This window comes from Gordonibacter sp. RACS_AR68 (genome assembly GCF_030418485.1).
Taxonomy (GTDB): Bacteria; Actinomycetota; Coriobacteriia; order Coriobacteriales; family Eggerthellaceae; genus Gordonibacter; species Gordonibacter urolithinfaciens.
Genome location: NZ_JAIPUP010000001.1, coordinates 630,443 through 652,131, shown reverse-complemented (window position 1 = coordinate 652,131; position 21,689 = coordinate 630,443). Strand labels below are relative to the sequence as shown.

Sequence of the window (21,689 nt, the reverse complement as noted above, 5' to 3'; positions counted from 1 at the left end):
GAGGGCGCTCGTCCTATAATAGCGCACCCGCACCGAGAGCGGCGCGGGTGCGGGCGATGCGAAAAGCGAGTAAAGCCGAGCGGCGGCTTAAAACCGCAGCGCGTGGGTGAAACCGGCCCAGCCGAGGCCGTCGGTATCGCGCACGCGGGCGCCGAACGTGGGAGCGTGCACGTAGTGGGTGCCGCCCGCATTGCAGGCGATGCCCACATGGCCGTTGTACCCGTCGCCGTAGCCCACCCACAGCACGTCGCCGGGCTGCGCCTGGGAAACGGGAAGGCGAGCCTTCGCCGCGTTGTACAGTGCCTCGGTCTGGTGCGGAAGAGACATGCCCACCTGCAAATACGCCCAGCGAACCAGGCCCGAGCAGTCGAACGTATCCGGCCCGGCCGCGCCCCATACGTAGGGGCAGCCGATGCGCGAGAGCGCGTAGTCCACCACGGAGCCCTGGGATGGCACGGGCGACGTCGTGCCCGAGTAGCCGTACGAACGCGAGCGCGCCGCGGCGATCTCGGCCTGGCGTGCCGCCTCCTGCTCCTGGGCAAGCAGCGCCTGGGCCTCGGCGTCCAGCTGGGCGAGCAATGCCTGCAGCTCCGCCACCGAGCGCTCGGCATCCTCCTTGATGCGCTGGGCCTCGGCAGCCGCCTCGGCTGCGATCTGCTCCTGACGCTCAAGCTCTGCCTTGGCAGCCTCAACCTCGGCGCGCAGGTTCTTCGTCTGCTGCACGAGGCTGGCGTCGTTGTCGTTCAGCTTCTCCAGCAGATCCCAATTCTGGGCGAACTCCTCGAACGTGGCGGCGCCCATGATGAAGTCGAGCACCGAGGACTGCCCGGTGCGGTACATGCTGCGGGCCCGGGAGCCCAGCTTCTCCTGCAATCCGGCGATCTGCGCGGTCGCCTCGTCTATGCGCGCCTGGGCGTCGGCGACGGCCTGCTGAGCGGCCGCGTGCTCGTCGAGCGCCTTGTAATACTGCTCCGTGACCACATCCAGCTGCGCCTGCATGTCCACGATGCGCGCGCGGACGGCGTCGGCTTCGGCCAGCTTGTCGGCGGCCGTGGGCTCGGCGAATGCCAGAGCCGGCTTCAAAAGCGCGGCCGCGCCCAATGCGGCAGCGCCTGTCAAAAACGTGCGGCGATCAAGGCCGCGCGCGGATTCGCTCATTCGTCAAACCTCCCTCGCGATCCGGGATACGCCGCCTCGTTCGGTGTAATGCGAGGTCAAAAGCATATAAATGCCGGGCGTTCCACAGTCAACGCGTCGGTGACGACTATAACACGCTCCGGCAACGCGCGCGCCAATCTTCACGCTTCGCACGTAGCCGCAGGTGGGTTGGGGTGGTGTATCTCTCTTCGCCGAGCGCCCGGCGCTCATCGGGGCGCTTCGCCCGCAGCGTAGCCGGCCTTTGCAGTCTCGCCCGCACCCTCGGCTCCCCCCGCCTCGGGCGCCTCGAGCGGCTCCATATCCAAATGCAGCGTCTGCTCCACCACCTTCATGAGCGCCTCGTCGGAGATGGCGGGGTTGATCTTCACAAGGCCCACCAGGCCGAAGATGACCACGCAGAACATCTCGTACACGAACTCGATCTCCACTTGGTGGTACGCCGCGTACTCGGCCACGATGTTGTCGTTGATGCAGTCCACCGTCTCGCGCACGGCGCGCACGTCGAACGCGTCGCGCACGCCCAGCTCCTCCAGCACGCCTATCATGGGACGCTGGTTGCCCTCGGCGTCGTAGAGCGCGCGGCGAAACGTGGCGATGCACGCGCGCAGCGACCCCGGCGTGTCGCCGAAGCGGCGCGACTCGTTCCACACGATGACGCTCTCCACGAGGTCTTCCACGTAGTCGTCCAGCACGGCGTCGATGACGGCCTGCTTGTTCTCGAAGTAGTAGTACACGAGCTCGCGCGTGACGCCGGCCTCGGCGGCCACGTCCTTCACCGTGGTCTTCGCCACTCCTTGGCGCTCGAACAGGGAGCGCGCCGCCAGCATGATGTCGCCGGCCGGCCCGGTGAGGCGGCGGCTCTCGGTGAGGGCGCGCCCGCATTCGCGCCGCGCGGGCTCGTACCTGGTCTGCCTCGTGCCCAGCCGCATGGCATCTCCCCTCGCCGCGAAGCGCGCATGGACGCGCGCAGGACGGTGCTGCTCGCGTCCATTATACGGGAGATGCCCGGCGTCGGTCATGGGGCGCGCCTAGCGGTTCTCCTCCACGACCCGCTGGTAGGCCTTGGTGTCGGCGTACAGCTCGTCCTTGAGCGGGTTGAGCTTGCGCTGGCGGATGCGACGGAACTGGTAGGCGGCCAGCGCCACGTTCGACGCGAGCGCCAGCAGGCTGACCATGAAGAACGCCGCAGGGTTGTGCGTGGTGGGGATGGGCGCCAGCACGTCGGCGAACTGCGGCACCGTCATCACGAACATGATCCACAGGCCGAGCGTCTGCGCGCGGTGCTGCAGCCACGCGCCCCTCTTGATGAAGAACGTGGGGATGGTGCACGCCAGCAAGAGCGCCAGGCCGCAGTACGCGGAGTGGTCGGAGATGCAGTTGTACGTGTAGGCGAAGTTCCACAAATCGTAGGCGATGATCCAGGCCCAGATCATGTCGGGCCAGATCATGTCGCGCGCGGAGTCCTTCGAGATGAAAATGCCGAACCAGCCGCAGATGGTGACGATGTTCAGGATGCCGGCGATGCCGTTCATGATGTTCCACGGCCCGGAGATGGTCCACAGGTTCTCGACGATGCCGCCCTGCCACAAGCCGAAGCTGAACACCTGGAAGTCGCGGATCACGGCCTCGGCGATGTTGACGGCCAAGATGAGCGGCGGGAAGCAGAGCGCCCAGCGCTTCTCGTACAGGTGATGGGTGCGGCCGTCGGCCCCGCGCCACTTCACGAAGCGCAGCGCGATGAAGCCGAGGCAGCCCGCCAGCGCCGAGTACGTCTTCACCCAGTTGAACCACGTGCCCGTGCCGTACGGGTTGCCCGGCGCGGCCGTGGTGGGCCACACGAACACGGTGAGCACGAGCGGCACCACCGCGAACAGCGCGATGCCCGCCCACAGCTTCACCCGACCCAGCTCGTTGAACGCCATGAGCGCGAACAGGATGAACAGCCAGATGGCCCAGTACAGCGGATCTTCGGCCTGATACAGAATGCCCATGAGGATCGCCCCCTTCTGCGAGTCCCTGCGCGGAAGGACCCCTCGCCCGCCGCGCGCCTGCCCGCAGTATACGGAGCCCACCCACGCGAAGTCTTTCACACAGCCGGGCGGTTTGTGAAAGAAGCGGCGAGGCCGGCGATGCTAGACTGGCGGCGTCAACGTTGCCGGCATTGCATGCCGTTCCACGGCAGCAGCCGCTTCACCGGGGGAAAGGGGCCTCGCCATGACCGTGCCTGTGTGGGTCACACCGATCTCGATGGTTGCGTACACCGTGCTGCTCATGCTGCTCACCGAGTTCATGCGACGGCATTACCGCACGTCAATGTGGGTGTGGGTGGTGTCGCTCGTCACCATTCCGCTGTGGATAGCCAACATTCCCGGCGACGACTGGTTCCGCTGGGCCAAGAACCTCTCCGTCATCCTGCCGCTCATCTTCGCCGGCCTCGGGCGCATCGCCGCCGTGGAGCAGAAGGACACGCCGTTCTGGCGGACCATGCGCAAGCGCTGGGTGCGCTGGGCGCTGTACGGCATCGTGTTCTGCAACATCGCCGAGGCCACGCTGCGCGACGTGCAGATGGGCAACATGATGAACGCGCTCGCCGGCTTCATCCTGTGCGTCACCATGCCCCTCGGCGACAAGTTCTGGAAGTACGACACCTCGAGCCACGGCGAGATCCTGTCCTACACCGTGCCCATGTGGAACTTCCTGTACACCACCTGGAACGCGTGCTTCGTGTACGCCGAGGGCCACGAGTTCTTCGCCTCGACCTGCTGCATCCTGGCGGCGGCCGAGCTGTACCCCATCGTCATGCGCCGGCCTGAGCTCTACATCACCGGGCGCATCTACACGCTGGGCGCGCACCTCTTGCTGCGCAGCTGCTTCCCGGCGCTCTTCCCCACCATCATGAACAGCGCCGCCTGGTTCAACCCCGACTTCATGGCAGGATGGGGCCTGTTCAACGGCATCATCGGCATCCCGTTCGTGTTCTGGTACTGCTACCAGCTGCACACGGGCCGCGCCGACGTGTCGTTCCGCCGCGGCAAGGCGCGCGCGATCTACCTGGAGGGACGCGCGAACGGCACGATCGACGAGTTTGGCGACCCCGTGGCGCTGCCGGCGCCGGCCGCGGGCAAGCCGCAGGCCCCCGCGCTCCCGGACGACGACGCCGCGCCCGCCGCAGGGTGACGGGCGAGCCTACCGGCTCGCGGCCCGCACGTCATCCAGGGCGTTGAGGGCGGCGTTGTAGCCTCCGGAGCCGTAGCTTAGGCATTTCGACACGCGCGCGATGGTGGTGGCCGAGGCGCCCGTGGCCTCCTCGATGGCAGCGTAGGACTTGCCCGCATCGAGGAGGCGCGCCACGGCCAGCCGCTGCGACGTCTCCTTGATCTCGCGGATAGTGAACAAGTCCTCCAGCAGCGTATAGACGGTGTCCTCGTCGTCGAGCGCGGCGAACACGCGCAGCAGGTCCTCCACCTCCGGCGTCCTGAGATCGCTCATGCCAACCTACTTTCCCTTACCTGTCCACTAATGTCAGCGAGGGCTCCCGCAGCACCCCGTATTGACGCGTTGCGCGGCCGAGCGTGCTTCGCACGTGAGGGAAAGCGCAAAAGAGGCAAGACGGGGCACTGCGGGAGACCGCAGCGTCGGGCAGTTCCGCCGTCCGTCAGGACGGCGGAACGTTGCATCTCATAAGGCCGTACTCTATCGAGTCGACCAGTGCGTTCCACGATGCCTCGATGATGTTCTCGGAGACGCCGATGGTTCCCCAGGTGCCGTCGGCGTCGCGCGTGGTGATGACGACGCGGGTGATGGCGCCCGTGCCCACGTTCTCGTCGAGGATGCGTACCTTGTAGTCCACCAGCTCCATGCCCGCCACCTCGGGGAAGAACTGCGTGATGGCCAGGCGCAGCGCGTTGTCGAGCGCGCCCACGGGACCGGTGCCCTCACCCGTGGCCACGAAGCGCTCGTCTCCCACGTGTATCTTGATGGTGGCCTCGCTCATGGCGTCCTTCGCGCGGGCGCCGGTGTCCTCGTGATCGTCCACGATAACGCGGAAGCTCTCCAGCGTGAAGTGCGGCCGGTAGGTGCCCAGATGCCACTGCAGGAGCACGGCCAGCGAGCCGTCGGCCACCTCGTAGGAGTAGCCCTGCGCCTCGCGCGCCTTGATGTCGTCGAGGATGGCCTGCGCCTGCTCGGGATGCTCGGCCAGGTCGACGCCCAGGCTGGCGGCCTTCGCCACGAGCGACGCCTTGCCCGCCAGCTCGCTCACCAGCATGCGCGTGGCGTTCCCCACGCTCTCGGGGCGCGCGTGCTCGTACGCCTCGGGGAAGCGCGCGATGGCGCTGGCGTGCAGGCCGCCCTTGTGCGCGAACGCCGACGCGCCCGTGTAGGGATGGTGCGCGGGCACGGCCATGTTGCACGTCTCGGCCACGAACTGCGACACGCTGGTCAGCTGGCGCAGCTTGTCGGGGCCGACAGTGGTGCAGCCCATCTTCAGCTCCAGGTCGGCGATCGTGGTGAGCAAGTCGCAGTTGCCCACGCGTTCGCCGAAGCCGTTGACGGTGCCCTGCACCTGGGTCGCCCCGGCGCGCACGGCGGCCAGCGTGTTCGCCACGGCGCAGCCCGAGTCGTTGTGGCAGTGGATGCCGATGCGCTGGCCCGGCAGCTCGCACGCGACGGCGGCCACGATCTCTCCCACCTCGTGTGGCAGCGCGCCGCCGTTCGTCTCGCACAGGTCGATGGAGTCGGCCCCGGCCTCGCTCGCCGCACGCACGCAGGCAAGCGCGTAGGCGGGGTTGGCCTTGTAGCCGTCGAAGAAGTGCTCGGCGTCGAACACCACCTCGCGGCCCTGCTGCTTGAGGTGCGCCACCGAATCGCGGATCATGCGCAGGTTCTCGTCGAGCGTGGTGAGCAATGCGCGCGTGACCTGCGCGTCCCATGTCTTGCCAACGATAGTTACGATGGGTGCGCCGCTGGCAAGGAGATCGGCCAACCCCTGGTCGTCGGCCGCCGCCACGCCCTTCTTGCAGGTGGAGCCGAACGCCGCGATGCGCGCGTGCTTGAGCGGCAGCTCCTGCACGCGCTCGAAGAACGCGATGTCCTTGGGGTTCGACGCCGGGAAGCCGCCCTCGATAGCGTCGACGCCGAATGCGTCGAGCCTCTCCACGATGCGCAGCTTGTCCTCGAGCGAGAGCGTGATGCCCTCGCTCTGCTCCCCGTCGCGCAGCGTGCTGTCGTAGGTGAGAATCTTCTGGGTCATGGCCTTTGTCGTGCTTATACTTCCGCGAGCCAGTCGGCGTAGTCGTCGATCTGGCCGTAGGCTACGGCGAAGTAGCGGTCCTGCAGGGCGCGGGTGACCTCGCCCGGCTTGCCGATCTCGCGGCCGTCGACGCTGCCGATGGGCGTGAGCTCGGCGGCGGAACCGGTCATGAACACCTCGTCGGCAATGTAGAGGTCGCTGCGCGTGAGGCTCTCCTCGATGGCGGGAATTTCCAAGTCGTCGGCCAGGCACAGCACCGTGTCGCGCGTGATGCCCTCGAGCAGGCCATCGGACAGGGGCGGCGTGGACAGCACGCCGTCGCGCACGATGAACAGGTTCTCGCCGGTGCCCTCGCACACGAGGCCCGCCTCGTTCAGCATGATAGCCTCGGCATAGCCGTGCTTCTTGGCCTCGAGCTTCGCCAGGATGGAGTTCATGTAGGAAGCCGTGCTCTTCACCGCGGGCGGGATGGCGTTGTTCGAGCGCTGGCGCCACGACGACACGCCCACGGCCACACCGTTCTCCAGCGCGTCGGCACCCAGATAGCTCTCCCACGGCCACACGGCGATGGCCACGTCGGTGGGCGAGCCGGTGGGATCGACGCCCATCACGCCGTAGCCGCGGTACACGAGCGGGCGGATGTAGCACGACGGCAGGTTGTTCTTGCGGATGAGCTCCACGGTGGCGTCGCACAGCTCGTCCACCGTGTAGGGCAGCTCGATGCAGGCGATCTTGCAGCTGCGGTGCAGACGCTCCATGTGGTCGCGCAGACGGAACACGTAGCTCTTGCCGTTCTCGGGATTCTTGTAGCAGCGGATGCCCTCGAACACGCCGGAGCCGTAGTGCAGCGAGTGGGACAAGATGTGCGTGGTGGCCTCGGCCCAGGGGATCATCTCCCCGTTCTTCCAGATGTAGTCCACTTCGGTGATGTCGGCCATGATCGCGTCCCTTCTCGCCTCGGTTCGGACGCCGCCGCATGCAATCGTTCGCCCCGTTCCCGGTCGTGCCGGCAATCGGGCGGACGAACGAGCCCATGCGGTCTGACGTGCGGGTATCGTTCTTGATCGTTCGCCCATTGTACTCCAATAGACTAAAGTGCGTTGCGGTTTCCGGCGAAGAGACAGAAAACCGGCACCGAAAGCAGACGTACGGAAGCAAAGGCCGGCCGAGGCCTCCAAGAGCTGGGCAGCCCCAGGAGCTAGCCGCTTCCTACCGAACCCTGTTCGAGATGAACGTTGTCACCAAGCCTACCGCCGGCCGGCAGGCTACCTGCGCATGCCGCGCTGGACGTCCCCGCCTTGTCCGGCGGCCATGGGGCCGCCGCCCATGCCGAGTCCGCCCGTGCCGCCGGTAGCCGTCGTGGAGGCGGTACCTGGGTGGCCGCGCCGCCGGACACGGTGCCGGAGTCGGTGTAGCCGTCGGCGTTCGCGCCGTTCACCTGGCCGCCGATGACGAGCGAGCAGGTGCCGCCCTCCTCAAGCGCGGGGCTCGAGGCCAGCACCATGCCGAACTGCTTCGCCGCCGTGAGCGAGGCCACCACCGTGCCGTCGGCGTCCGTCACCGCCACGCTCTGGCCCGCGTTGCCGCCGGCTGTGGCGAAAGCAAAGGGCTGCGTGCCGTTCGTGAAGTTCTGCGCCATGCCGGTGGAACCCACCATGAGCACCGTTCCGCCGCTCACCGTAGCCGTAAGGTCGTAGTCGAACGCGCCGTCGCCGCCGCTCGTGGGCCCGTTCACCAGCAGCACGCCGCCGGTGACTTCGACGGAGCCGTTGCTGTCGATGCCGTCGCCCGCGGAATCGAGCACGGTGTAACCGCCGTTGATCTGGATGAGGCAGTTCTCGTCGCCCATGGTGGGCGCGCCGGCCTCGGCGAAGGCGTTGTCCGGCATGCCGCCGTTCTGCTGCCGCTCGTCCATGGACATGCCCCCGCCGCTGGACGCCACTGCGCCGTCCTGGGGCATCGCGCCATCCGACATCGCGGGTGGCTCGCCGCCATCGCCGGGCTTTGCCTCGGGTGCCGCGCCACTTGCCGCCGCAGCACCGGCCGCGTCGGCCTCGGTCGCCGCCGTCGTTGTCGCATCCGCCTCGTCGCCCGTCAGGTCGGCCGCAGACGCGTTCACGGCGTCGTCGGCCGCGACGATATGCGTGCTGCCGCCGTTCACGTAGATCTTCTCGGCCTCGTAGCCCTCGTAGCAGCCGGTCACGTCCACCGTACCGTCGTCGATGACAAGCTTCGTCTCGGCGTGGAACGCATCGTCGCCGGCCTCGATGGCAAGCGAGCCGCCCGCAAGCAAGCCCTCAAGGTCGGAATGCAGCGCGTCGTCGGCAGCCACGATGTCCAGCTCGCCGCCCGCTATGCGCAGGTACGTCTGCGCTTGGATGCCGTCGTCGCCGGCCTCGATGGCGAACGTGCCGCCGTCGATAGAGACGAAGCCGCGAGTGGCGTCTCCGTCGTTGTTCGACTTGATGCCATCGCCGCCCGCCGTGAGCGTGAAATTGCCGTCCGCGATCTTCACGCAATCGCGCCCGCGCAGCGCATCCTCCACCGCATCCACCACGTAGGTGCCGCCCGTGATGACCAAATCGTCCTTCGAGCAGATCGCATGCCGGTACGCGCTCGTCACCGTCAGCATGCCCGACCCGTTGATCGTGAGATCGTCGCGGCTGAACAGAGTGGCGTAGGGCTCGTCCGTACCGTCTTCGAGCACGTACTCCGCACCGTCGGTGAGCGTGTTCGTCGTCCCGTCCGCCAACGTGACGAAGCACTTGTCCGACTGCTTCACGTACACCGCCGGCCCATCCTCGTTATGGATGGCCGCGCCCGCCAGCACCACCTGCACCTTGTCGGTGTCCGCAGCGTCCACCACCAGCTGGCCGTCGTCAAGTGTGCCAGACACGACGTACGTGCCCTCGGTCAAGATGGTCACCGTAGACCCCTCGACCGACGCCCCGCCGCCATCGACCGCAGCCGACGCCCCATCGAGCACGATGCGCGTGGCCGAAGCCTCGTCGTAAGAAGCGTCCTTGTCCCTATTGGAATAGCCCAGATCGAGCGCCGAAGCAACGAACGCAGCCGCGACCTCCTCGAAAGACGCCTCTTCGGTAGAGGCGGAAGACGAAGCAACAACATCAGACCCAGCAGATTCAGAAACCGCCGGACCAGAACACCCCCCAAGCAACCCGGCTAGCAAGGCACACGCCGAGACAACAGCGATGCCGCAACCCGCGGCGCGGGGCAACGCCCACCAAGCGAGTTCCGCAGCGCAGCGAGGACTGTCCGAGCGACTGGGCGTTGCCCCGCGCCGCCCACGGAAACAGTTCAACAAAGCAGTTTTCATCACAGCACCTCCTTACTAGCCGCCGCGCGCCCCAGCACCACCTTGAGGTTGCCGTTCAAGCACCGCACCTCGTCGATCATGCGCTTCTCCGCGCCGGGCTCCTTCATCCTCACCGCGTACTCGAGAAGGAACAGGCTGCCCATGTTGGTGGTCTGCACCTCCACCAGCTCGTGCTCGTCAGTGTAGCGCGCCAGCACGCCGTCGAACACGCCGTCGTACTCCAGGTCCTCGGGGATGGTGATCTTGAGCATCTTCTCCGGTGCCTTCTGCCTGCCGAACGGCGTGAGCACGTACACCACGTTCACGATGCCCACGATAACGGTGAACAGCACCGCCAGCGCGATGAACCCCATGCCCGTGGCCAAACCGATGGCCATGGCCAAAAACACGTTGCCGATGTCCTTCGCGCTGCCGGGGATGGAGCGGAAGCGCACGAGGTTGAACACGCCCATCACCGCGATGCCTGCGCCCAGGTTGCCGTTCACCAGCGTGATGACCATCTGCACGATGAGCGGGAGCAGCGCGAGCGTCACCACGAAGTTCTTCGAGTAGGTGTGCCGGAACATGTAGATGGCGGCCACCGCCGCGCCCAGCACGATGGACGCGGCGCAGCACAGCAGGAAGTCAACGGTGGAAACGCCCGCCACGAGCGATTCCGCCGAGCCGAATATCGAGGTCAAAGCCGCATCAAGCACAACGGCCTCCCTTCTTCGCAGAGGTCATGGCCGGCGCGCGGAAGCGTCGCGGATGGCTGCTACGAGGAGCCGCCGCGAACCGCTCGGCTTGCTGGTCAGCAGCTGCTTGCGACGTGCGTGTGCCCCTGCGTTCGACCTCGGGCGCTTCCGCCACTGGTCGAAGCATCGGCTCGCATGCACGGTATGCCGCGCCGTACTTGGAGAACGACGTCGGGTAGACATGACCCTCGCCGAGCGCCCTAACGAGCCACAAAGGGAACGGGCCCGAGGCCTTGACCTCCATGACGGCCTCACCCGTGCGCAGGAGCGGGGTTGTGGAGGAGCCCGAAGCGAACAGGTCACGGTAGACGATGCGCTCGTCGAACGTGATGCGCAGGTTGCAGGTCACGTCGACAGGCGGCTTGGGCACCGGAGCGTAGGCGACGCGTTCGCACCTGATGAGCATGGAGGGCACGAGGGGCGCATGGCGCACAAGGAGCTGGTCGATCTCCGCGGCGATCTGCAGGCTGCGCGGCGCGCACGACTCGGCAGCCGCGCCTGCGTCGGCCAAGGGGAAGCAAGCGCATGCGTCCTCATACGAGACGCCGCCCAGGAAGGCGCGCGCCGCCGCGTAGGAGCACCCCACGCGGCGCTTGTACACGATGCCCTTGTACTTCTTCTTGATCTCGACGAACACGAGGCTGTCGTCCGTGGGCGTGCCGTAGCAGCGCAGGCGCAGCTTCTCCTTGTACAGCGGCTTGTCGAGCGAGCGCTCGATGAGGGCGCGCTCGGGCGTGTCGAGGTAGAGGCTGCGCACGGTCGTGCAGCCGTACACGTCAGGCGCCATGCGCCCCTCGAGCGCGCGGCGCATCGTCTCGGCTTGGCGGGCATCCAGGCGATACTTGACTTCCTTCCGCTCGAACACGTCAGTGAATGCGGTCATGTGGGTTCCTTTCCTTCAAGCATGCCGGCCATCCTAGCCGTCCACGCTGAAAGAACCCTGAAAGGCCGCTTGATCCGGCAATCCCCCGGTTCTTTCAGGGAGATTTCAGCATCGGCGATACAATGGAAGGTGCACAGTGCGAGGAAGGCGGTTCCAGGCATGCAGATTCTCATCGTCGAGGACGACGTGCGGCTGGCGCGGGCGCTCGCGCACATCCTAGAGGAGAACGGCTATGGCACCGACGTCGTGCATGACGGCGCAACGGGCTTGGCCTGGGCCGAAAGCGGAAGGTACGACGTGATCGTGCTGGACGTCATGCTGCCGAAGAAAGACGGGTTCTCCGTAGCGGCCGACCTGCGGCGCGCGGGCGTGAGCACGCCCGTGCTGCTGCTCACCGCACGCGACGCGGTGCCCGACAAGATCACGGGCCTCGACAGCGGCGCCGACGACTACATGACCAAGCCCTTCTCCCCTGCAGAGCTGCTCGCGCACCTGCGCGCGCTCACCCGGCGCCAGAGCGAGGTGCTGTTCGAGAAGCTGCCCGCGGGCGACCTCGAGCTCAATCTGGAAAGCCACGACCTCACGTGCAGCGCGAAGTCCATCCACCTTAGCTACAAGGAGTTCTGCCTTGCGAAGGTGCTCATGGCCAACGCCGGAGCCGTAGTGTCGAAAGACCTGCTCATCGAGAAGGTGTGGGGCGTCGAATCCACCGCCGAGGACAACAACGTTGAGGCGTACGTGTCGTTTCTGCGCAAGAAGATGAAGTTCCTGGGATCGACAGCCCGCATTGAGACGCTGCGACGCGCAGGTTATCGCTTCTCCGCCGATGCGGCGCCGCACGGAGAGGACGGGCCGTCATGCTAAGCAAGCTGCGCCTCAAGTTCATCGCGCTCAACATGGCCACCGTGGCCGTGGTGTTGGCGGTGGTGTTCACGTTTATCTGCGTTATCGACCAGCAGCAGAGCATCGCCCGCGTTCATGAGGCGCTCGACGCCGCCGTGGCGCATGCGGGCGATGCGAACGTCGGTGCGAGCCCGCTCGGCAGCCAGATGCCCGGCGACGCAGCGCGCGAGGGGGCGGCACCTCCCGAGATCGGCGGCAAGCGCGGCGGATCGGACCCTTCCATTCCCGTGGCCGTGTTCTCGATGGATAGCGACGGAGCGCTCGCGGCCGTGCAGGCGCGCACGACGGCCTCGCTCGCCGACGACGTGCTGGCCCAGGCCGCCGAGCAGCTGGCCGACGTGCCCGAAGGGTTCGGCAGCTTGGACGGTTTAGGGTTGTTCTACGCGAAGCGCGTGGCGGGCAGCACCGCATATCTCGCGTTCGCAGACATGAGCGCGGCGAACGGCTGGCAGGCGCTCGCCCTCACGCTTGCCGGCGTGGGCATGGTAGCGCTCGCAACGTTCCTGGTGATAAACGTGTTCTTCTCGCGCTGGGCGCTGCGGCCGGTAGAGAGGGCATGGGCCCAACAACGCCGGTTCGTGGCCGACGCGTCGCATGACCTGAAGACGCCGCTCACGGTAATCCTGGCGAACACGTCCATTCTCCTTGAGCATCCCGAGCGCAGCGTGGCCAGCCAAAGCCAGTGGGTGGAAAGCACCCAGCATGAGGCCGAGCAGATGCAGACCCTAGTGAGCGACCTGCTGCTGCTCGCCCAGACGGACGAGGGCGCGGCGAAGCCGCCCATGGAGAGGCTCGACCTGGCCGACCTTGTGGAAAGCGAGCTGCTGCAGTTCGAGTCCGTGGCGTTCGAACGCAAGGTGGAGCTGTGCTCCCAACTGGAGCCCGGCGTGGCCGTCTGCGGCAACGCGCCCCTTTTGCGCAAGCTCGCGGGCACGCTGCTGGACAACGCCTGCAAATACGCCGACAGGGGCGGGCGCGTGGATGTCGAGCTACGCCGAACCGTGCGCCACGTGGAGCTCGCGGTGCGCAACACCGGCTTCGCCATCGCGCCCGAGGACCTGGCCCACGTGTTCGACCGCTTCTATCGGGCCGACAAGGCGCGCACGCGCGACGACAGCGGCTTCGGCCTGGGGCTGGCCATCGCCCGCAGCATCGCCGAGGAGCACGGCGGCACGCTTTCCGCAGCCAGCGACGAGGCGAGCGGCACCACGTTCACGCTCGCGCTGCCGATAGCGGGAAGCTGAGCGCGCCCGTCCGATAGCCGGCACTTTCCCATTGCCGCCAATGAAGAGGGCCTCGATGGCGAATGAAGCTAGGCACCTACGGGCTCATGCGCGCAGCAGCTCCAGCGTGAAGCGGTCGGGGCTCAGCTCGTCGTCCCACACGTCGAGGGCGAGCACGGCGCGCTCGGGCGGCACGTCGGCAGCGGCCGCGAACGCCGCGGCGAACGCGGCCTCGAAGTCGTCCCGTTCTACGCGCTCGCCTGCGAACATGCCGCCGGGAATCCTCAGCAGACCCTCCGACGCGCCGCCCCCGGCGGGAGCAGCCACCTCAAGAACCACGTGCCACGCATTCCCGCCGTCGGCCGCGGGCAGCCGCGCCATACCCTGCAGGTACAGCGGCACGAGGCCCTCCGCCGCCGCCCGGTCGTACAGCTCGGTCGCCGCCTGCGCATAGCGCTTCGCATGGAACGCGCGGTCCTCCCAGGTAACGGAAAGAGCCGTCCACGCATCGAGCGCGCGCTCGTAGGGCGAAGGCCCCTCGCGCAGCCGGCGCTGCACGTCGACCTCGCGCCGGTACCCGTCCACCTGCATCATGATGCCCTCGGCGCGCCGCAGGTTTTCCAGCGCGAGCGTCCGGCCGCGCTCGAGCAGCGCCTCGAGGTCGAGCCGGCCCTCCGCGGTTCGGTAGCGGTGCAGCTCCTTGAGCGGAAGGCCCAGCTCCACGCACGTCACCACCACGTCGAGCTCCGGCATCTGGCTGAGCGCGTAGTACCGGTAGCCCGTCTGCGAGTCCACGTGGGCAGGCAGCAGCACGCCGATGCGCTCGTAGTAGCGAAGAGCCTTGATGCCCACGCCCTTCATGCGCGCCACCTCGCCGATGGAGAGCAGGTTGTTTCTCATGATTCTCCTTTGACTCGACCCTTAGGGGATAGTTTAAGCTCTTCTCAAGCCAAAGGAAAGGAGGGGGATCGGATGGTTCCCTATGTGCTGCTCGGCGTGGCCGTGGCGTTTGAGGTGTTCGGCGATTCGATGATGAAGCTCTCGCGGGGCTTCACGAGGAAGGCTCCCATCATCGGCATCGTGGTGGGCTACGTGGCGGCGTTCACGCTGATGGCGCAAACGCTGGAGAGCCTGCCGCTCGGGTTCGTGTACGCCGTGTGGACGAGCGCCGGCATCGCGCTCACCGCCGTGGTGGGCGCGCTGTTCTGGGGCGAGGGCCTGGGCGCGAAGAAGCTGGTCGGCATCGCCGTCATCATCGCCGGAGTCGTGTTGTTGAAGATGGGAGCATAACCATGAACGCCATAGCCGAGCGTATCGACCGCATCAACCCCTACGCGCTGCTGGGCGCGTCCATAGCCCTCGAGGTGGCGGGCGCCACTCTCATGAAGCTGTCCGAGGGCTTCTCGCTGCTGCCGTTCACCCTGGCCACCGCCGCGTGCTATCTGGCAACGTTCGCCCTGCTCACGTTCACGCTCAAGCACCTGCCGCTGGGCCTGGCCTACGGCATCTGGGGCGGCGTGGGAACCGTGGGCACGGCCGTTATCGGCATCGCGCTGTTCGGCGACCCGTTCGGCTGGGCCACCTGCCTGGGCCTCGCCCTCGTGGTGGGCGGCATCGTGCTGCTCAACCAGGGATCGAAGGAAGCGGAAGCGAAGGAGACCGTCGGCGTCTAGCGCCTTCGCGCGAAGCGCGAAAATTACCACCCAGGTTGGCGTAGCAAGTCAGCGAAAAGGGCCCTGGTGCCGATAATCGCCCCGTTTCGCGGCCGAGCGTGCTTTGCACGTGAGGGCAAGCGAAAAAGGGGCGAGGATCGGTGCCAGGGCCCTTCGCAGCGTCGAGTCGTTCCGCGGGCCGTAGGCCCGCGGAACTCTACACGTAGAACAGCATGTCGTTGTAGGTGGGCACCGGCCAGTGGTCGCGGTCGGTGACGATCTCCATCTCGTCCACGGCGGCACGCAGCTTCTCCATGATGGGCACGATCTCGTGGGCGTACTTGTTCGCGCGCTGCTGCTGGTCGACCAGCTCCAAAGCCGCGTGGTGCGCGGCGTCGAGCGCCTGCAGCTGGGCGTCGATCTCCTTCACGCCAGCGAGCAGCTTGTGCAGCAGGGCCTCCTGCTGGCCCACCTCGGCACCAGCGGCCGCAGCGCGGACGGCCGTGATGCCGCGCGCCACCTCGGCGGCGTAGCCGTTGATGGCAGGAAGGTAGGCGCGGCGCACCATGCGCTTCATGGTGCGGGCCTCTATGTTCAGCAGCTTGTTGTACTTCTCCAGCTTCACCTCGTAGCGGCTGCGCACCTCGGCCTCGGAAAGCACCCCGAGCTCCTCGAACAGCGCGATGCTCTTCTGGTCCACGAAGCACGGCAGCGCATCCGCCGTGGTGCGGTGGTTCGCCAGCCCGCGGCGCTCGGCCTCGCGCTCCCATTCTTCCGCATAGCCGTTGCCGTTGAAGATGATGCGGCGGTGGGCCTTGAGCGTCTTGCGGATGTAGGCGATGGTGGCCGTCTCGAACTCGTCGCCCTCCTTGCCCTCCATGGCGTCGGCGAAGTCCTTGAAGCTCTTCGCCACGGCGGTGTTCAGGATCATGTTCGCATCGGACAGGTTCACGTTCGAGCCGGGCATGCGGAACTCGAACTTGTTGCCCGTGAATGCGAACGGCGAGGTGCGGTTGCGGTCGGTGTTGTCCTTCAAGAAGTTCGGCAGCACGTCCACGCCCAGGTCCATGGCCACCTTCTCGGCGCTCTCGTACTCGTGGTCGTCCACGAGCGCGTCCACGATGGCATCCAGCTCGTCGCCCAGGAAGATGGACACGATGGCCGGGGGCGCCTCGTCGGCGCCGAGGCGATGGTCGTTGCCGGCGGAGGCCACCGACATGCGCAGCAGCTCCTGGTAGTCGTCCACCGCTTGGATCACCGCGGTGAGGAACACGAGGAAGCGCAGGTTGTCCATGGGGCTCTCGCCCGGGTCGAACAGGTTCTTGCTGGCGGACAGCGACCAGTTGTTGTGCTTGCCGGAGCCGTTGATGCCCTCGAACGGCTTCTCGTGCAGCAGGCACACCAGGCCGTAGTGCGATGCCAGCAGACGCATCTTCTCCATGGTAAGCAGGTTCTCGTCCACGCCGCGGTTCGCGTTCGTGAAGATGGGTGCCAGCTCGTGCTGCGCAGGAGCCACCTCGTTGTGCTTCGTGCGCGCGGGCACGCCGAGCGCCCATAGCTCGTCGTCGAGCTCCTTCATGAACTCGTTCACCGTGGGGCGGATGGCGCCGAAGTAGTGCTCCTCCAGCTCCTGGCCCTTGCACGGGGCATAGCCGAACAGCGTGCGACCGCACATCACGAGATCCTGGCGCTTGGCGTAGTCCTTCTCGGAGATGAGGAAGTACTCCTGCTCGGCGCCCACCGTGGGCACGACGCGCTGCGGCTCCCAGCCGAACAGCGCGAGCACGCGGTTCGCCTGCTCCTCGACGGCGCTCATGGATCGCAGAAGCGGCGTCTTCTTGTCGAGCGCCTCGCCGGTGTAGGAGCAGAAGGCGGTGGGAATGCACAGCACCTCGTCCTTCACGAACGCATAGCTCGTGGGGTCCCACGCCGTATAGCCGCGCGCCTCGAACGTGGCGCGCAGGCCGCCGGAGGGGAAGCTGGACGCGTCGGACTCGCCCGAGATGAGCTCCTTGCCTGAGAAGCTCATGATGGCGCGGCCGTCGCTCACCGGGTCGAGGAAGCTGTCGTGCTTCTCGGACGTGATGCCGGAGAGCGGCTGGAACCAGTGCGTGAAGTGCGTGGCGCCCTTCTCGATGGCCCACTCCTTCATGGCGTGGGCCACGACGTTGGCCACCTCTATCTCCAGCGGCTCGCCTTGCTTCATGGTTTTGAGCAGGCTCTTGTACGTCGCCGAGGGCAGACGCTCCTGCATCGTGTGCTCGTTGAACACCATCGAGCCGTACGTATCCGAAACTCGTGCCATAGGGCTTTCGCTCCTCACCTTGCCGGCCCGGCGTCCACCGGAGCCGTCGCGCCGCGTGCGCGCGGATTCGATCGCCGTATACGATACCATGCTTCGCAGGCGAAACGCACTTTCAGCATCCGGTCATCAAACTAACGGTTTATTGTTTCGGAGAGGTTTCGAGGGGCAGGCACCTCCCTCCGCCCTTCCCCGTTTCAAATAGCGCAAGTCAACTACTTGCGCTATGATAATAAGTGCTAGAAACCAATAGGGAAGAGAGGCTGCGACATGGGCAGGCGGGCATGGATGGTCTTGGCAGTGGCAGGGGTGGCGGCCATGGCGGCCGTCGTCGCGGTGTCGGTGCTCATGGGCGGCTGCGCGAAACCGGTGGAGACGGCGACCGGAGGGACCGTCCCCATGAAGTGCCACTGGACGTTCGTCGCCACGACGCTCGTGGGCGCGGTGGGAGTGGTCACGGCGCTGCTGGCGCTGGCAGGCCGCACGAAGGAGGGGCGCCGCTTCGCCGGTATTGCCACGGTCGCCGTGGCCGCGGCGACCGTGCTGGTGACCACCCCCGCGGGCATCGGCCTGTGCGCCAACCCCGACATGTCCTGCCACCAGACGGCGCTCGTGCTGTGGGTTGCCGCCGGCATCGCCCTCGTCGTGGGCATCGTGCAGGCAGCCAAGGCGGACCCAAAGGGCGCCGAGCTGCCGAAGATGAAGCTGTAGCGGCTAGCGAGGCTACCGCTCGTGCCGCTTCAGCAGGGGCAGGCACGCGAACGCGATGACGGGCACCATCACGGCCAGCACGGCGCCGAAGCCGAAGCTGGCCGTGGTTCCCAGCTGGTCGATGAGCGCGCCGCCCAGGGTGGGCCCGAACGCCAGGCCGCAGATGCTCCCGGAGTTCATCCAGGTGATGGCCTCGGTCAGGCGGTCGCCCGGCACCATGCGCTCGCAGGTGGCGTTCGCCGTGATGAAGAACGGCGCGTAGAACATCGCCGCCACGGTGGACACCACGAACAGCGACTCGATGGACCCGATGAACACCATGGTGCCGTAGGCGCACCCCACCAGAAGGCTCACGGCCGCGAGCTGGACGTACTGCGGTATGGTCAGGCGGATCATGCCGAACAGGAACCCGGACGCAATGGACACGCACGCGGCCACGATGAGGATGACGCTGGCGGCCGACGGGTTCCCCACGTCCTCGGCGAGCGACACGGTGGCCGTGTCGAACACCCCGTAGAACGCGCCGAGGAAGAACATAAGCGCAAACAGCACGCGCACGACCGACGAGGTGGCGATGATGCTGCGACGGTGCTTCGGGGGCTCCCCGGCGCCAACGCTTCCCACCGTGGGCTCGGTCGATCGGGAGAGCGTGAGCACCACGACGCCCACGGCGAAGCACACGCCGCCCGCCAGCATGCCGGCCGCCGGAAAGAGGGCCGCGGCCAGGGCGATGGAGGCCGCCGGCCCCACCATGAAGGCAACGTCGTCGATGATGCCCTCGTAGGAGAACACGGTCTTCAGCGTGGGGGCGTCCTCGCCCAGCCGTCCCGTGCGCACCAGGTACGTCCAGCGGGCGCGCGTGAGCGCCTGGGCGTTGGGGATGAACCCCATGAGCACGGCGGCCACGTAGCACAGCGCGATGGGCCCGCCCAGGCTCACGGTTGCCAGCATGAGGGCGAGCCCCACGAGCGTGACCACCGCCGCCTTCGGCACCACCGCGTGCTGGCCGCGCTCGTCCACCAGCTTGGAGACGCGCGGCGAGATGAGGAACGTGGCCAGCGCGATGGTGGACGACACCGTGCCCGCGAGGAAGAACGAGTACCCCGCCAGCGTCAACATGGAGATGGACCCGATGGTGGCCATGTAGGCATACACGCGCATGAGGATGCCGCCCGCGTCGAACGCGTAGGCCTCCCTCACCTTGAGAACCGCGCGGTACACCCCGCGGTCGAAATTCTTCACCGGCACCGTCCCCTTGAACCCGACGCACGACTTCGGCCCGTCACCGAGCACACAAAGGCCTTAGGCGGGCAAACGAGTACCACGATAACAGGTTCACGGCACTCTTCAACCTCCGACCACTGCGAAGGCTTGTTTTTCATCGAGAGGATCCCCAAGTCCAGCCGTCGATGCCGCGCTTTGCAACCGCTACAAGTCGACGATCCCCTTCTCGAAGGCGTAGCGGACGAGCTCGGAGCGCTTCTCCAGTCCGAGTTTCGCCAGCAACCGGCTCTTGTACGTTTCCACCGTTTTCTCGCTTATGAACAAGGCTTCTCCGATCTCGCGTTGCGTGTACCCAAGCGCAAGATAGCGGAGAACCTCCTTTTCACGTGAACTCAGCACGTCGGGGTTTGCGCCGGCCCCTTCTTCGCTTTCAGGTGAATCATCGAACAGCAGGGCGGCCAGCGTCGGATAGATGTACGTGCGGCCATCGAGAATGGCATTCACGGCGGTGATAAGCTCCTCGTCAACAGCCTGTTTGGTCACGTAGCCGTTGGCGCCGGCTTTGAGGGCTGCCTTCAAATAGGCCTCGTCTTCGTACATCGTAACCATGAGAATACCCACTTTCCCATTGAAGGCGCGGATGGCTTCGGCAACTTCGATGCCGTCCATGTCGGGCATGTTGATATCGAGGATCACCAGATCGACGGCGCCGCAGGCATCGCGTACAAGCTCCACCGCCTCCTTGCCGCACGATGCCTCCCCGACGATCTCGATATCCCGGTCCTTTTCCAAGATCATCTTGAGGCCCGACCGGAAAAGCGCATGGTCGTCGGCCAAAACGAGCCTACGTCTCATCCGATGCCCCCTTATCCCTCAATGGCACCTTCGCTATGATGGTGGTGCCCCCGCCGACGGACGATTCGATATCAAGCGTGCCGCCGAGTATCGAAACGCGCTCGTCCATACCCAGCAGCCCGAGATGCTCGCCCGGCCTCAACCTTGTTACCGCGCCAACATCGAACCCAACCCCGTCGTCTTCCACCACAACGGACACGAAGGCGGCGTTCACCACCAGCATGATGCCCAACTCGCGGGCATGGGCATACTTCACCACGTTAGTGACCGCCTCCTGAACCAACCGGTATATGGTGATCTCGACATCGGGGGGCAGCGAGGCGGCATCTCCCTGAACCACCAGATCGACGGAGAAGCTATGATGCGCCTCGATCTCCTCTACATAGCGCTCGAGGGACACCTGAAGGCCGAATTTGTCCAACACGCTCGGTCGGAGGTTCCAGGCGAGTTGGTTGATGTCCTTGAGCGCCTGGTCGATGAGCGACTTGAGCGCCACCGCATGGCCCTCTTGGTCGGCGGTGAGCGAGCCGCGCCTAAGTTCCTGCAACTCTATCAGCATGGCCGTGAGAGAATGGCTCGTTTCGTCGTGCAGCTCACGCGCTATACGCTTCCTCTCATCCTCCTGCGCGTTGATGACCTTCTGGAGCAACAGGCCGAGAATCCGCTCCTTGTCTGCCAATTCCCCCACATAATCGTTGCGCTCGGCCTCGGCCATCTGCAGATCATCGAGCATGCGGTTGAACGATTCGGCGAGCCTGCCTATCTCATCGTGGTTGTACTCATTTGCGCGTTCCCCCAACTCCCCTTCGGATACGCGCTCGGTCAGCCCTACGAGGTCCTTGACGGGCCTCAACGTCACCTTCACGATGGCATAGGAAACGGCCATAGCCACGGCCAAAACGAGTCCGACGATAACGAGGAGCTGCGAGCTTACATCGGTCATGAACGATCCGACCGACTCGTATCCCATACCCACACGCACCTCGGCTCCCCCCTCCTTGAACACGGGGGCGGCATTGTCCATGATGCGTCCTGCGTCGGTCTCCAAAGCCTTCGAGCTCTCGCGATACAACCCGTCTTCTGCAACGGATGCGTTCGCCGCCAAAAGCTCGTCGCTTACCGCCAAAGCCTTTTCGGAGCTCACGATCACCTCGCCGTTTTCGCCGACAATGAACAGGTATTTCACATCCTCGTTGTTCTTGACCGTGTCGTCCACGAGCGCGTTGAGCGTGTATATGTTGTTCGTGAGCAGCGGATCGATGCTTCGAGAGGCCACGTAGGTAGCCAAAGCCCGCGCCCTGCTTTCAACCTGAAGCGAGAGCGATCCCGAGAGTGCCGACTGCATCCAGGCGAACGAACAGGCGGCCACGGCAACAACGACCGCCGCGGTGAGGCTGAACATCTTCATCTGGAGCGAAGCGTTGCGAACGGCGCCGGTTATCGTTTTGATCACGGC

General features: G+C 66.1%; 20 protein-coding genes. 6 read left to right on the top strand and 14 right to left on the bottom strand.

The window, feature by feature from the left end; all coding sequences use genetic code 11:
* Window positions 1–87: 87 nt before the first annotated feature.
* The 3 genes from K9U15_RS02780 to K9U15_RS02770 all read right to left on the bottom strand — a co-directional run bounded on the left by K9U15_RS02780 (window position 88) and on the right by K9U15_RS02770 (window position 3,149).
* Window positions 88–1,158, bottom strand: a complete 1,071-nt coding sequence (locus K9U15_RS02780; protein ID WP_301155571.1) for a C40 family peptidase — start codon at window positions 1,156–1,158, stop codon at window positions 88–90.
* 206 nt (window positions 1,159–1,364) lie between these two features.
* Window positions 1,365–2,087, bottom strand: coding sequence for a TetR/AcrR family transcriptional regulator (locus tag K9U15_RS02775; protein ID WP_367316871.1), 723 nt, complete (start codon window positions 2,085–2,087; stop codon window positions 1,365–1,367).
* A gap of 99 nt (window positions 2,088–2,186) precedes the next feature.
* Window positions 2,187–3,149: a DUF5692 family protein gene (locus K9U15_RS02770; protein WP_301155569.1), complete on the bottom strand. Its 963-nt coding sequence runs from the start codon at window positions 3,147–3,149 to the stop codon at window positions 2,187–2,189.
* Window positions 3,150–3,372: 223 nt separating this feature from the next.
* On the opposite strand from K9U15_RS02770, the gene K9U15_RS02765 reads away from it, so the two are divergent.
* On the top strand, window positions 3,373–4,335 hold the full coding sequence (locus tag K9U15_RS02765) for a hypothetical protein (RefSeq protein WP_301155568.1): 963 nt from the start codon (window positions 3,373–3,375) through the stop codon (window positions 4,333–4,335).
* Window positions 4,336–4,344: 9 nt separating this feature from the next.
* Here K9U15_RS02765 and K9U15_RS02760 read toward each other — a convergent pair whose 3' ends face one another.
* The 6 genes from K9U15_RS02760 to K9U15_RS02735 all read right to left on the bottom strand — a co-directional run bounded on the left by K9U15_RS02760 (window position 4,345) and on the right by K9U15_RS02735 (window position 11,363).
* Window positions 4,345–4,647 carry a YerC/YecD family TrpR-related protein gene (locus K9U15_RS02760; protein WP_087190205.1) on the bottom strand — a complete coding sequence of 101 codons (303 nt, stop codon included), beginning with the start codon at window positions 4,645–4,647 and terminating at the stop codon, window positions 4,345–4,347.
* A 166-nt stretch (window positions 4,648–4,813) separates the two neighbouring features.
* A complete protein-coding gene (cimA, locus tag K9U15_RS02755; protein ID WP_301155567.1) occupies window positions 4,814–6,409 on the bottom strand; it encodes a citramalate synthase in 1,596 nt (531 codons plus the stop codon).
* 14 nt (window positions 6,410–6,423) lie between these two features.
* A complete protein-coding gene (locus K9U15_RS02750) occupies window positions 6,424–7,347 on the bottom strand; it encodes a branched-chain amino acid transaminase (protein WP_301155566.1) in 924 nt (307 codons plus the stop codon).
* A gap of 260 nt (window positions 7,348–7,607) precedes the next feature.
* Window positions 7,608–9,335 (bottom strand): carbohydrate-binding domain-containing protein, encoded by a 1,728-nt coding sequence (locus K9U15_RS02745; RefSeq protein ID WP_301155565.1) that lies wholly within the window; start codon window positions 9,333–9,335, stop codon window positions 7,608–7,610.
* Window positions 9,336–9,745: 410 nt separating this feature from the next.
* Window positions 9,746–10,441: a DUF4956 domain-containing protein gene (locus K9U15_RS02740; RefSeq protein ID WP_301155564.1), complete on the bottom strand. Its 696-nt coding sequence runs from the start codon at window positions 10,439–10,441 to the stop codon at window positions 9,746–9,748.
* Window positions 10,434–11,363 (bottom strand): polyphosphate polymerase domain-containing protein, encoded by a 930-nt coding sequence (locus K9U15_RS02735; RefSeq protein WP_301155563.1) that lies wholly within the window; start codon window positions 11,361–11,363, stop codon window positions 10,434–10,436. Before K9U15_RS02735 ends, K9U15_RS02740 begins: the two co-directional genes overlap by 8 nt.
* A gap of 159 nt (window positions 11,364–11,522) precedes the next feature.
* On the opposite strand from K9U15_RS02735, the gene K9U15_RS02730 reads away from it, so the two are divergent.
* A complete protein-coding gene (locus K9U15_RS02730; RefSeq protein WP_301155562.1) occupies window positions 11,523–12,227 on the top strand; it encodes a response regulator transcription factor in 705 nt (234 codons plus the stop codon).
* Window positions 12,221–13,510, top strand: coding sequence for a cell wall metabolism sensor histidine kinase WalK (locus tag K9U15_RS02725; protein WP_301155561.1), 1,290 nt, complete (start codon window positions 12,221–12,223; stop codon window positions 13,508–13,510). The genes K9U15_RS02730 and K9U15_RS02725 overlap by 7 nt, the downstream gene beginning before the upstream one ends.
* Before the next feature lie 84 nt (window positions 13,511–13,594).
* On the opposite strand, the gene K9U15_RS02720 is transcribed toward K9U15_RS02725, so the two are convergent.
* Window positions 13,595–14,389: a MerR family DNA-binding transcriptional regulator gene (locus K9U15_RS02720; RefSeq protein ID WP_087190213.1), complete on the bottom strand. Its 795-nt coding sequence runs from the start codon at window positions 14,387–14,389 to the stop codon at window positions 13,595–13,597.
* A gap of 72 nt (window positions 14,390–14,461) precedes the next feature.
* Between K9U15_RS02720 and K9U15_RS02715 the strand changes: the two genes are divergently transcribed.
* Together K9U15_RS02715 and K9U15_RS02710 are read left to right on the top strand one after the other, a co-directional pair.
* Window positions 14,462–14,779: a multidrug efflux SMR transporter gene (locus tag K9U15_RS02715; RefSeq protein ID WP_301155560.1), complete on the top strand. Its 318-nt coding sequence runs from the start codon at window positions 14,462–14,464 to the stop codon at window positions 14,777–14,779.
* Between the two features lie 2 nt (window positions 14,780–14,781).
* Window positions 14,782–15,162, top strand: a complete 381-nt coding sequence (locus K9U15_RS02710; RefSeq protein ID WP_123672766.1) for a multidrug efflux SMR transporter — start codon at window positions 14,782–14,784, stop codon at window positions 15,160–15,162.
* 196 nt (window positions 15,163–15,358) lie between these two features.
* Here the strand turns inward: K9U15_RS02710 and K9U15_RS02705 are convergent, their stop codons facing one another.
* Complete coding sequence (locus K9U15_RS02705) at window positions 15,359–17,446, bottom strand: glutamine synthetase III (RefSeq protein ID WP_301155559.1); 2,088 nt, start codon at window positions 17,444–17,446, stop codon at window positions 15,359–15,361.
* 267 nt (window positions 17,447–17,713) lie between these two features.
* On the opposite strand from K9U15_RS02705, the gene K9U15_RS02700 reads away from it, so the two are divergent.
* Window positions 17,714–18,154, top strand: coding sequence for a DUF4418 family protein (locus tag K9U15_RS02700; protein WP_301155558.1), 441 nt, complete (start codon window positions 17,714–17,716; stop codon window positions 18,152–18,154).
* Window positions 18,155–18,166: 12 nt separating this feature from the next.
* Here K9U15_RS02700 and K9U15_RS02695 read toward each other — a convergent pair whose 3' ends face one another.
* The 3 genes from K9U15_RS02695 to K9U15_RS02685 all read right to left on the bottom strand — a co-directional run bounded on the left by K9U15_RS02695 (window position 18,167) and on the right by K9U15_RS02685 (window position 21,686).
* Entirely contained in the window at window positions 18,167–19,396 is a 1,230-nt protein-coding gene (locus K9U15_RS02695) for an MFS transporter (RefSeq protein WP_123672771.1), read from the bottom strand.
* A gap of 186 nt (window positions 19,397–19,582) precedes the next feature.
* Window positions 19,583–20,233, bottom strand: a complete 651-nt coding sequence (locus K9U15_RS02690; RefSeq protein ID WP_301155557.1) for a response regulator transcription factor — start codon at window positions 20,231–20,233, stop codon at window positions 19,583–19,585.
* On the bottom strand, window positions 20,223–21,686 hold the full coding sequence (locus tag K9U15_RS02685; RefSeq protein ID WP_301155556.1) for an ATP-binding protein: 1,464 nt from the start codon (window positions 21,684–21,686) through the stop codon (window positions 20,223–20,225). Before K9U15_RS02685 ends, K9U15_RS02690 begins: the two co-directional genes overlap by 11 nt.
* Window positions 21,687–21,689: the final 3 nt, after the last annotated feature.

Bases quoted from the DNA above. Each gene is read 5' to 3' on its own strand.
- K9U15_RS02715 (WP_301155560.1), top strand. From the start codon at position 14,462: ATGGTTCCCTATGTGCTGCTCGGCGTGGCCGTGGCGTTTGAGGTGTTC.
- K9U15_RS02710 (WP_123672766.1), top strand. From the start codon at position 14,782: ATGAACGCCATAGCCGAGCGTATCGACCGCATCAACCCCTACGCGCTG.
- K9U15_RS02780 (WP_301155571.1), bottom strand. From the start codon at position 1,158: ATGAGCGAATCCGCGCGCGGCCTTGATCGCCGCACGTTTTTGACAGGC.
- K9U15_RS02725 (WP_301155561.1), top strand. From the start codon at position 12,221: ATGCTAAGCAAGCTGCGCCTCAAGTTCATCGCGCTCAACATGGCCACC.
- K9U15_RS02705 (WP_301155559.1), bottom strand. From the start codon at position 17,446: ATGGCACGAGTTTCGGATACGTACGGCTCGATGGTGTTCAACGAGCAC.
- K9U15_RS02730 (WP_301155562.1), top strand. From the start codon at position 11,523: ATGCAGATTCTCATCGTCGAGGACGACGTGCGGCTGGCGCGGGCGCTC.
- K9U15_RS02735 (WP_301155563.1), bottom strand. From the start codon at position 11,363: ATGACCGCATTCACTGACGTGTTCGAGCGGAAGGAAGTCAAGTATCGC.
- K9U15_RS02765 (WP_301155568.1), top strand. From the start codon at position 3,373: ATGACCGTGCCTGTGTGGGTCACACCGATCTCGATGGTTGCGTACACC.
- K9U15_RS02775 (WP_367316871.1), bottom strand. From the start codon at position 2,087: ATGCGGCTGGGCACGAGGCAGACCAGGTACGAGCCCGCGCGGCGCGAA.
- K9U15_RS02750 (WP_301155566.1), bottom strand. From the start codon at position 7,347: ATGGCCGACATCACCGAAGTGGACTACATCTGGAAGAACGGGGAGATG.
- K9U15_RS02760 (WP_087190205.1), bottom strand. From the start codon at position 4,647: ATGAGCGATCTCAGGACGCCGGAGGTGGAGGACCTGCTGCGCGTGTTC.
- K9U15_RS02690 (WP_301155557.1), bottom strand. From the start codon at position 20,233: ATGAGACGTAGGCTCGTTTTGGCCGACGACCATGCGCTTTTCCGGTCG.
- K9U15_RS02720 (WP_087190213.1), bottom strand. From the start codon at position 14,389: ATGAGAAACAACCTGCTCTCCATCGGCGAGGTGGCGCGCATGAAGGGC.
- cimA (WP_301155567.1), bottom strand. From the start codon at position 6,409: ATGACCCAGAAGATTCTCACCTACGACAGCACGCTGCGCGACGGGGAG.
- K9U15_RS02770 (WP_301155569.1), bottom strand. From the start codon at position 3,149: ATGGGCATTCTGTATCAGGCCGAAGATCCGCTGTACTGGGCCATCTGG.
- K9U15_RS02700 (WP_301155558.1), top strand. From the start codon at position 17,714: ATGGGCAGGCGGGCATGGATGGTCTTGGCAGTGGCAGGGGTGGCGGCC.